The sequence below is a fragment of the Cryobacterium suzukii genome (genome assembly GCF_004403185.1).
GTDB classification, from domain to species: Bacteria; Actinomycetota; Actinomycetes; order Actinomycetales; family Microbacteriaceae; genus Cryobacterium; species Cryobacterium suzukii.
In genome coordinates, this window is the sequence record NZ_SOHJ01000005.1 from 1 (window position 1) to 9,949 (window position 9,949).

Genomic DNA, 9,949 nt, shown 5'->3' on the forward strand with positions numbered 1-9,949 from the left:
GGAGCAAGCTCCTCTTCACCGTTCGACTTGCATGTGTTAAGCACGCCGCCAGCGTTCGTCCTGAGCCAGGATCAAACTCTCCGTAAATGTTTGAATAGCTACCCGATCCGAAGACCGAATGCCCATCTAGTGCACCCACCAACCGGAATAGGTTGAGAAGATGCAAGTTTGAAACTGACAGAACAAATCATTACTGACTTGCTTTGTATAGTTGCCTAGTCCGAAGACCAGGACTTGTTCAATATTATTTCCAAAGGAATCTCTTGATGATCACCCGCTAGAAACGGGATCAACACCACGAGGTTTTTGGCATTTGACATTGTGCACGCTGTTGAGTTCTCAAGGATCGGACGCACCCGACTTCAGGCCCTACTGGGCTGTCGCTCCGGGGCAACTTGTCTAACTTACCCACCCAGCCAGTCNCATCCCGGCACGCCGAAGCACACCAAAACACTCGAAAAAACCCGACTCAACCAGTGACACACACTCGATGGGAGGCTTACTATCCTAGCCCAACTCACACACTCTACGCATCCAGTGGATACGTCAAGAACGACGAGTTGTTTTGGCTAGAAGATGGTCCCACGTGAGGCCGAAAAGCACTGCGGCTTTCCGCACCTTTGGGGTACGTATAGATACATTACGGTCCGCGAGACCACCCGTCAAAACGCCCCCCACCCGGGCGTGTCGCACGCTGTCCGCGGGAGACTGAGGAGGTGAGCCGATCAGTGAAGACGTCCAAGCAGTATCCGCTCGAACACCGCGCGTGGCTACTGCGCCTCGGGTTTCGTCGAAGCCTGCTGCGGCCAGCAGACTCGGAGCGCAGCGACCGGGTGACCTACATCGAGTTGTTCTTCGACCTCATCTTTGTCTTCGCGCTCACCCAGCTGTCGCGCTATCTCTACGCCAACCAGTCCTGGGTCGGAGCGCTCGAGTCGATCATTCTGGTGCTCGCGCTCTGGTGGCTCTGGGTATACACGACCTGGGTGACCAATTGGCTCGACCCGGCCAAGCTTCCCGTGCGTGGCGTCGTGATTGGGCTCTCACTTGTGGGACTCGTGATCAGCACGTCGATCTACGACTCTTTCGGCGACCAGGGGCTGGTCTTCGCGATCGCTTACGTCGCCCTGCAGCTTGGCCGCACGGTGTTCATGGTGCTGGCTCTCGCCCGGCACGATCCGGCACTGCACGCAACGTTCTTGCGCATTCTGTTGTGGTTGTCGGTCGCCGGGGCATTTTGGATTGTCGGGGCGCTGCTTCCGCTGGCTTTTCGGCTCCCGGCCTGGCTGATCGCCCTCGCGATCGAGTACGGCTCGGCGAGTCTCGGGTTTCGGATTCCTGGGCTGAAAGCGCCCGGCGTCGACGACTGGGATGTCTCCGGACCCCACATCGCCGAGCGCAGTGCCCTTTTCGTAATCATCGCCATCGGTGAGTCCTTTCTCGTGACCGGGTTTGCCTTTGTCGACCAGGAAGCATCCGTTTTGGGGATAGCCGGGCTCTTTCTCGCCTTTGTGAACGGGGTGGCTATGTGGTGGCTCTATTTTGACCACGGGGAGAGGGCCGGGAGCAAAGCGATTGCCGCGTCGAGCGAACCGGGTCGGATTGCACGGCTGGCTTACACCTACGTGCACGCGATTATTATTGCGGGAATCGTGTTGACCTCCGTCGCCGATAAGTCGGTCCTCGAGCACCCGGAAGACGCGATGACGCTTCCGGTCGCCGTCACACTGGTCGGCGGGCCGCTGTTCTACCTCGCGGGGCTGTTGCTGTTTCGCTGGATTGTCACGCGCACCGTGCTCGTATCGCACTTGGTAGGGGTGGTGCTGCTGGCCTTGGCCGGAGCGGGATCGACTTATCTGACCCCGCTGGGGCTGGGTGCTACAACTTCCGTCATTCTCGTCGTCGTCGCGGCCTGGGAGACGATCACCCGCGTTCGCGCCGGCACCACCGACGACGCTGCCGGCTGAGCGGATGCCGGGCCCGCGCACCGGGCCCGGCCGGGAACAAATGGCGGCAAGTCGGGCCGTTGGACTCTAGTGCTCTGCTGGTCCGAGCGAAATACTGAAATGAGCGACATTGCTGCAACTGATTGGAAGGTATTCATGGGCTCTCTCACATATGACCGCGTCGTCGTGGAGATCGATGATCGCACCCTTGCGCACCTGCAACTCGTGATCGTGCAGAAGCTGCGCCGGGGCGAGAGCTTTCTCCTGTCCTGGCAGGATTGCCCATCGGTGGGGTCTGGTCGCAGTGCTGTCTGGCTGAACCAGGCCATCCCGCTGTATTTCAAATATGCCGGCGGACGCGCAGCCACGCTCAACCGACAGTGGATCGAAGACCTCAGCCGCTCGGCCAATAGCGCCCAGGGGCTCGAGATCGTCAGTGAGGCCGGTTCGTTGCCGGTCGCCACTTTCGCGGCGCGGCCGAAGACGACAATTGACGCGCGAACGACCGCCCACACCGACACTGTCCTGACCTAATCCGCGTCACTGCACCACGCTGCGCAACGGACAGAAGCGGTGACCGGGCCCACGACTGATGCACAAAAGGCGGGCCCACGCTCAAAGCGCGGGCCCGCTTTCGAATCTGAAGCGACCTAGTGCTTGGCGACGAGCGTAAGCACGTCGTAGGACGCAACGAGCTCGTCGTTCTGGTTGGTCAGTACGGCATCCCAGCGCACTTCACCGTACTCGTCGGTCTCGCGCGGGGTGATCTGCTTCGCGGTGAGCGCGACGCGGATGCTGTCGCCGGGTGAAACCGGCGTGACGAACCGTAGGTTCTCGAGGCCGGAGTTCGCCAGCACCGGCCCGGGCGCCGGGTCGACGAACAGTCCGGCGGCCCAGGAGACGAGTAGGTAGCCGTGCGCCACCCGGCCAGGGAAGAACGGGTTGGCGGCGGCGGCCTCTTCGTCCATGTGGGCGTAGAAGGTGTCCCCGGTGAACTGGGCGAAGGTTTCGATGTCCTCAAGGGTCACGGTGCGGGAGTCCGAGACGATCTGATCGCCGATCACGAGCTCGGCCAGGCTCTTCCTGAACGGATGCGTGGTGCCGGCTCGCGCAGACGCGCCCTGGTGCCAGATCCCCGTGATGGCCGTCAGCATCTCGGGCGAGCCCTGGATGGCGGTGCGCTGCATGTGGTGCAGCACGGCGCGGATGCCGCCGAGTTCTTCGCCGCCGCCCGCCCGACCCGGGCCACCGTGCACGAGCTGCGGAACCGGCGAGCCATGCCCGGTGGAGGTGCGGGCGTCGTCTCGGTCGAGCACGAGCACGCGACCATTGAAGGCGGAAATTCCGGTCATCAAGGCGACGGCCACGGCCGGGTCATGGGTTGCGATACTCGTCACGAGCGACCCGCCACCCCGCCGCACGAGGGCGATGGCCTCGTCGAGAGTGTCATAGCCGAGCACGCTCGAGACCGGGCCGAAGGCCTCGACCTCGTGCACGGCGGCAACGGACGCGTCGTCGAAGCGCAGCAATAGCGGCTCGACGAAAGCGCCATCGGGAGCGAGCGCGGTCGTTCCGTCCGCGTGCAGAACGGCGGGGGCATCCGTTGTGCCGACAACCAGTTTGCCGCCGGCGGCCTGGAGGCTGGCGACCTGCTTGAGCACTTCGAGGCGCTGTGCGCTGGAGGCGAGCGGGCCCATGGTGACGCCCTCGGCCCGAGGGTCGCCGAGCACGATGCGTTCGGTGATGCGAGCCTGCACGGCCGCGACGACGTCATCCATGGCCTCGCGCGGCACGATGACGCGGCGGATGGCGGTGCACTTCTGGCCGGCCTTGACGGTCATCTCGGAGACGACCTGCTTGACGAAGGCATCGAATTCGGGGGTGCCGGCGGTGGCATCCGTTCCGAGAACGGATGCATTAATCGAGTCGGTCTCGTTGGTGAAACGCACTCCCCCGGTCTGCACCGAGTCGCTCGCCCGCAGCTTCTCGGCGGTCGAGGCCGATCCGGTGAAGGCGACGAGGTCGCCGAGGCGCACGTCGTCGAACAGCGTCGGCACGCTGCCGGAGATCAGCTGCAGCGAGCCCTCGGGAAGCAGTCCGGAGTCGGTGAGTATGCGCACGAAGGCCTCGGCGAGGTAGCCGGACGGGGTCGCGGGCTTCACGAGGGTGGGCACCCCGGCCAGGAACGCCGGCGCGAACTTCTCGAGGGCTCCCCAGACCGGAAAGTTGAACGCGTTGATCTGCACGGCCACTCCGGGCAGGCGCGAGTAAATGTGGCGGGCGATGAAGGAGCCGTCCTTGGAGAGCGGCTCGACCGGCCCGTCAACGTAGACGCGAGCGTTGGGCAACTCGCGGCGGCCTTTGGATGAATAGCTGAACAGCACGCCGATGCCGCCGTCGATGTCGACCCAGGAGTCGACCTTGGTGGCGCCGGTGCGGCTGGACAGCGCGTAGAGCGCCTTTTTCTGATCGGTCAGCACCAGCGCCATCCGCTTGAGCAGCACGGCACGCTGGTGAAAGGTGAGCTCGCCGAGCGATTTTTGGCCGACCGTGCGCGCGTACTCGAGCGCCGCGGCGAGGTCGAGGCCCTGGGTGCTGACGCGGGTGATGACCTCACCGGTCGAGGCGTCACAGACGTCGGTGCCGCTGGCCTCTTCAGGGGGCGTCCACCAGGCGCCCTGGACGTAGCTGGGCAGAATGGTCGTCATGGGTTCTCCCTTGTGTTCTATGCGGGGTGCAGTGGAGGTCTGGGCACTCATCAGGCTTCGTCCCAACGGTAGAAGCCCTGGCCGGACTTGCGGCCAAGTTTGCCCTCCGCCACGAGACGGCGCAGCAGCGCCGGCGGCTCGAAACGGGCGCCGAGCTGCTTGTGCAGGTACTCGGCAATGCCGAGGCGCACGTCGAGTCCAACCAGGTCGGTCAGTTTCAACGGCCCAACCGGATGCTTGTAGCCCAGCATCATTGCGGCATCAATATCCGAGGCGCTCGCGACGCCCTCTTCGAGCATGCGGATGGCCTCAAGACCGAGGGCCACTCCGAGCCGGGACGAAGCAAATCCAGGCGCGTCACTAACGGTAATCGGAGTCTTGCCGAGGGCGGAAACCCAGCTCTGGGCATCCGCTACCAATTCGGGTGAGGTAGCGCTGCCAGTGACGAGCTCGACCAGATTCGAGGCGGGCACCGGGTTGAAGAAGTGCAGGCCGAGAAAGCGCGCCGGACGCTGCAGTTCGTCGGCGAGGTCGTCGATCGAGATCGACGAGGTATTGCTCGCGAGGGCGGCCTCGGCCGAAAGCTGGGCCTCGACCTTTTGCAGGGCCTCGATCTTTAGCGCACGCACCTCGGGGACCGCTTCGACGACGAGTTCCCGGTCGGCGAACAGGCCGAAGTCGGCTCCGACTGCGAGGCGAGCCGTGAGTTCCGCGCGGGTTTCACCGGTGGCGCCGCGGGTAATGCTCGCGTCGACGGCACGCAGCACGCGCTCGCGGGCGGCCGTCGCCTCGGTGTCATTACGTTCGACGAGGGCCACGTGGGCTCCGGCGAGCAAAAAAGCGTGTGCGATGCCGGCGCCCATGCGGCCGCCGCCGAGCACGCCGACGCGATCGGGAACGCCCGACTCTCCACGATCACCGAGTTCCAGTTCAGACACAGGCATCAGACACGCTCCAAGATGAGGGCCGAGCCCTGACCGACGCCGACACACATGGTGGCGAGGCCGTGCTGGGCGTTTTCCCGCTCCATACGGGCGAGCAGGGTGACGACGAGGCGAGCTCCGCTCGATCCGAGCGGATGCCCGAGCGCGATCGCGCCGCCGTCGCGGTTGACGATTTCTTCATGGAGGCCCAGGCGGCGGATGCACGCGATCGACTGGGTGGCGAAGGCTTCGTTGAGTTCGATCGCCCCGAGGTCCGCGATGTTCAGGCCACTGCGGTCGAGGGCGCGCTGGGTGGCGGCGACCGGGCCGAGGCCCATGATCTCCGGGGCCAGGCCGACGCTCGCACCGACCACGATTCTGGCGCGCGGCGTGAGGCCGTACTTTTTCACGGCCTCACCGCTCGCCACGAGAATCGCCGAGGCGCCATCATTGAGCGAGCTGGCGTTGCCGGCCGTGACGACGGAGCCGCCGGCGACAATGGGCCGCAGGGCGGCGAGGCCCTCGAGGGTGGTGTCGCGGCGCAGGCCCTCATCGACGAGCACCTCGCCCTTTTTGGTGGGTACGCCGACGATTTCATCGACGAAGTGACCGGCGTCGATCGCGGCAGCGGCGCGCTGGTGGCTGCGGAGAGCGAAGGCATCCGCTTCTTCGCGCGTGATGCCGTCGAGCCGGGCGACCTCTTCGGCCGTCTCCGACATGGAGAAAGTGGCCTTGTCGCGGGCAGCAAGTTTCGGGTTCACGAAGCGCCAGCCGATGGAGGTGTCGAACTGGGCGCCGGGCTTGGCCCAGGCGCGATCGGGTTTGGCCTGCACCCAGGGGGCGCGGGTCATCGACTCGACGCCGCCGGCAATCATGAGGTCAGCGTCGCCGGCGCGGATGGCCTGCGCGGCCATGGTAATCGCGGACATTCCCGACGCGCACAGCCGGTTGACGGTGATTCCGGGCACGTGGTCCGGCAGCCCGGCGAGCAACCCAGCCATGCGGGCGACGTTGCGATTGTCTTCGCCGGCCTGGGTGGCTGCGCCGAAGATGATTTCCTCGATGAGTCCTGAATCGATGCCGGCGCGGCGCACGGCCTCGCCGACGACGAGCGCGGCGAGGTCATCGGGACGAACTGTGGCCAGCGCTCCGCCGTAGCGACCAACGGGGGTGCGTGCTCCTCCAACGAGGTAGGCCTCAGCCATGCTTATCTCCTGACGACGGTGTCTGCGGGTGCCTGCGGGAACGACGAATAAACTACCGACCGTTCGGAAAGTAATTCTGGCAGACGGATGCTCGCGCGGCAACTCCCGATTCTGGACGTTGCCTACGCGAACGTCCGCGCCGACTAATCGGCTACACGGGAAACTGGTTTCGGCCGTCCTTCCACACCTGGTCGATCATGGACGGGAGTATCGCGAGTTGCTCGACGGAGTCGAGGCGAGCGTTCAGGATCACGGCGTCTGCCACATACGACGGAGCCAATCGCCCAACGGATCCGAGGGGCGTGATGAGTTCTCCGGCCACCGACGTCGTGGCGGCGAGTACCTGCTCGAGCGTCATGCCCACCCCAGCGAGCAGGGCCAACTCCTGTAGGTTTTCGCCGTGCACGCCCACCCCGGAATCGGTGCCCATGGCGATGCGCACACCGGCGGTGACCGCTCGCCGAATGGATTCTCGGTGAATGTCAATGACCTGGTGTGCTTTCGCGATCACCAGCGGCGAGAGTCCGCTCTGTCCCGTTGCCGCCTTGCGGATCACAGCCTCCGGTGCGGCGAGGGTGGGAACGAGGTACGCGTTCTTCTCAAGAAAGAGGGCGATGGCTTCGTCGTCGAGATAGATTCCGTGCTCAATGGTGCGCACACCCATCCGAAGGGCGTTCTTAATTCCGGCAGCTCCCTGCGCGTGCGCCATGACATATTTGCCCTGCGCTTCTGCCTCCTCCACGATGACCCGAATCTCGGCCTCGGAGAACTGCGAGTGCCGCGGGTCATCCGTCGGCGAGAGCACACCGCCGGTCGAGCAGATCTTGATCTGGTCGGCACCCGCTCGAAGCATCCGTCGGGTGACCTTGCGCACTTCTTCGACTCCGTCCGCGATTCCGCTTGGACGGCCAGGGTGTGGGCCCATGGTCGGGGACTCCACTCCGGAAGGCTGCCAGAAGTCCGCGTGTCCGCCGGTTTGGGACATGATGCTGATTGCCAAACGCAGGCGCGGACCCTTGATCAGTCCGCTGTCAACGGCAAGCTTGGTGCCCAGATCCGCGCCGCCAGCGTCGCGAGCCGAGGTGATTCCGGCGCGCAAGGTCGACTCGAGATTGCGAACTGATTCGTAAAACTGCAGGGAGAACGGTTCGGTGAAGGCCTGGAGTGATCCAGGGTTCGAGGTCGTGGAGTGAATGTGCAGGTCGATCAGCCCGGGCAACACCGTCTTGCCGCTGCAATCAATCACGCTGGCATTGGCAAAGGCCGGATCGGATCCGGCCTGCGGGCCGACCGCCGCGACGGTGATTCCGGTGAAGACAACGTCTGCTGGCTCGGGAAGGAACCGTTCGCCGTTAAAAACGTGCGCGTTCCGAAAGACGGTGGAAGAGACAGTCATGAGGACCTTTCAGTGGATGCCGGCAGGGCGATCGGGGTCCCATCGACTGCATCAGTGCGGACGATCCTCGTGCAATTCCCCCTGTTGCCTACACCTGATCGTGCCCCCAAAGGGAACGAAAACAAAATGGGCACCCACCGCACGGTGGATGCCCATTATTGCTTCAACGAACTTGCGAGCGGATGCTAGATGTTCGCCAGTTCGCGCACAGCCGCGTCACCCGGGGTGGCGGAGGTGTAGCTCGCGTCGATCTCGGCCCGATCGAGCAGCTCGTCCATGCGGCGCTTGCGCTGCTTGGGAATGAGCGTCACGACGGTTCCGGTCTTGCCGGCGCGGCCGGTGCGTCCCGCGCGGTGCAGGTACGTCTTGTACTCGTCGGGGGCGTCGGCCTGGATGACCAGGTCGATGTCGTCGACGTGGATTCCGCGAGCAGCGACATCCGTTGCGACGAGAACGTTGACCCGGCCACTCGTGAGCATCTGCAGGTTGCGGGTGCGGCGAGCCTGGTTGAGGTCACCGTGCAGGCTGGTGGCCTTGACCCCGGCGTCTTCGAGCTGGTCGGCGAGCTGCTCAGCGTAGGCGCGGGTGCGGCTGAAGATGAGCGTCTTGCCCTCACGGTTGACGAGCTCTTCGATGATGCGGCCCTTGTCGCGGTGCTCGATGACGAGCACGCGGTGGTCGATCGTTGAGGAGGCCTGGTCTTCGCCGGCGACCTCGTGCACGGCCGGGTTGGTCAGGAACTCCTTGACCAGCGAGGCAACGCCCTTGTCGAGGGTTGCGGAGAAGAGCAGCTTCTGGCCGCCGGCCTTGGTCTGGCGCAGGATGCGCTGCACGGGCTCGAGGAACCCGAGGTCGCACATGTAGTCGGCCTCGTCGAGAACGGTCACGACAACTTCACTCAGGTCGAGACGACCCTGGTCAATGAGGTCTTCGATGCGGCCGGCGGTGCCGATGATGATGTCCACGCCGCGCTGGAGGGCGCTGACCTGGCGGTACTGCGGAACGCCGCCGTAGATCTGGGTGGTGAAGAGTCCGACGCTGCGGGCGATGGGCTGCACTGTGCGGTCGATCTGCAGGGCGAGCTCACGGGTCGGGGCCAGGATGAGCGCGCGGGGTTTGCGGGCCATCTTGCGGTCTTTGGCGCCGTTGTTCTCCATCAGCTTCTCCACGAGGGGAGCGCCGAAGGCGATGGTCTTACCGGATCCAGTCTTGCCACGGCCGAGCACGTCGCGCCCAGCGAGCACGTCGGGGATGGTCGCAGCCTGGATCGGGAACGGTGACGGAGCGCCGAGGGCGGCGAGCTCGCGCACGATGTTCTCGCCGAGCCCCAGATCGCCGAACGTCACACCGACGACATCGGAGGCCGTCGTCGCGATGGCTTCGAGACGCTCAAGCACGACGTCGTCGCCGCCGGCGAAGGTCGGCTTGACGCCGTTTTCGCTGCGCTTCGGGTAGAACTTGCTGTCGCCGTCGCTCGGACGGTCGTTTCCGAAGTCACGACGGGGCGGACGGTCATCGTTCGACCGGCGAGGGGCGCGGTCATCGAAGCTGCGCGGGGCACGATCACCATAGGACGGACGCTCGGTACGTGCGGGACGATCGTTGTTGTAGGCCGGACGATCCGTGCGAGGGGCACGGTCACCATAGGACGGACGCTCGGTACGCGCCGGACGGTCGTTGTTGTAGGCAGGACGGTCAGTGCGCGGGGCACGATCACCATAGGACGGACGCTCGGTACGAGGAGCGCTGTTGCGGTCACCGTACGAGGGGC

Annotated in this window: 7 protein-coding genes and 1 rRNA gene; 2 read left to right on the plus strand and 6 right to left on the minus strand. The window is 64.8% G+C overall.

The window, feature by feature from the left end:
- A 16S ribosomal RNA gene (locus E3T39_RS06950) occupies positions 1-87 on the minus strand; the annotation flags it as partial.
- Positions 88-716: 629 nt separating this feature from the next.
- Here E3T39_RS06950 and E3T39_RS06955 point away from each other — a divergent pair.
- A complete protein-coding gene (locus E3T39_RS06955; RefSeq protein ID WP_166784073.1) occupies positions 717-1,967 on the plus strand; it encodes a low temperature requirement protein A in 1,251 nt (416 codons plus the stop codon).
- Positions 1,968-2,102: 135 nt separating this feature from the next.
- Positions 2,103-2,480: a DUF7882 family protein gene (locus E3T39_RS06960; RefSeq protein WP_241979567.1), complete on the plus strand. Its 378-nt coding sequence runs from the start codon at positions 2,103-2,105 to the stop codon at positions 2,478-2,480.
- A gap of 116 nt (positions 2,481-2,596) precedes the next feature.
- Here E3T39_RS06960 and paaZ read toward each other — a convergent pair whose 3' ends face one another.
- From paaZ to E3T39_RS06985, 5 genes are all read right to left on the minus strand, one after another.
- Positions 2,597-4,654 carry a phenylacetic acid degradation bifunctional protein PaaZ gene (gene paaZ / locus E3T39_RS06965; RefSeq protein ID WP_134514009.1) on the minus strand — a complete coding sequence of 686 codons (2,058 nt, stop codon included), beginning with the start codon at positions 4,652-4,654 and terminating at the stop codon, positions 2,597-2,599.
- 50 nt (positions 4,655-4,704) lie between these two features.
- Entirely contained in the window at positions 4,705-5,598 is an 894-nt protein-coding gene (locus E3T39_RS06970) for a 3-hydroxyacyl-CoA dehydrogenase family protein (protein ID WP_134514010.1), read from the minus strand.
- Positions 5,598-6,782: a thiolase family protein gene (locus tag E3T39_RS06975; RefSeq protein ID WP_134514011.1), complete on the minus strand. Its 1,185-nt coding sequence runs from the start codon at positions 6,780-6,782 to the stop codon at positions 5,598-5,600. Before E3T39_RS06975 ends, E3T39_RS06970 begins: the two co-directional genes overlap by 1 nt.
- A gap of 151 nt (positions 6,783-6,933) precedes the next feature.
- Positions 6,934-8,178: a metal-dependent hydrolase family protein gene (locus E3T39_RS06980; RefSeq protein WP_134514012.1), complete on the minus strand. Its 1,245-nt coding sequence runs from the start codon at positions 8,176-8,178 to the stop codon at positions 6,934-6,936.
- Between the two features lie 185 nt (positions 8,179-8,363).
- A partial coding sequence (locus E3T39_RS06985; RefSeq protein ID WP_241979568.1) for a DEAD/DEAH box helicase occupies positions 8,364-9,949 on the minus strand: 1,586 nt, incomplete at its 5' end.

Bases quoted from the DNA above. Each gene is read 5' to 3' on its own strand.
- E3T39_RS06960 (WP_241979567.1), top strand. From the start codon at position 2,103: ATGGGCTCTCTCACATATGACCGCGTCGTCGTGGAGATCGATGATCGC.
- paaZ (WP_134514009.1), bottom strand. From the start codon at position 4,654: ATGACGACCATTCTGCCCAGCTACGTCCAGGGCGCCTGGTGGACGCCC.
- E3T39_RS06970 (WP_134514010.1), bottom strand. From the start codon at position 5,598: ATGCCTGTGTCTGAACTGGAACTCGGTGATCGTGGAGAGTCGGGCGTT.
- E3T39_RS06975 (WP_134514011.1), bottom strand. From the start codon at position 6,782: ATGGCTGAGGCCTACCTCGTTGGAGGAGCACGCACCCCCGTTGGTCGC.
- E3T39_RS06980 (WP_134514012.1), bottom strand. From the start codon at position 8,178: ATGACTGTCTCTTCCACCGTCTTTCGGAACGCGCACGTTTTTAACGGC.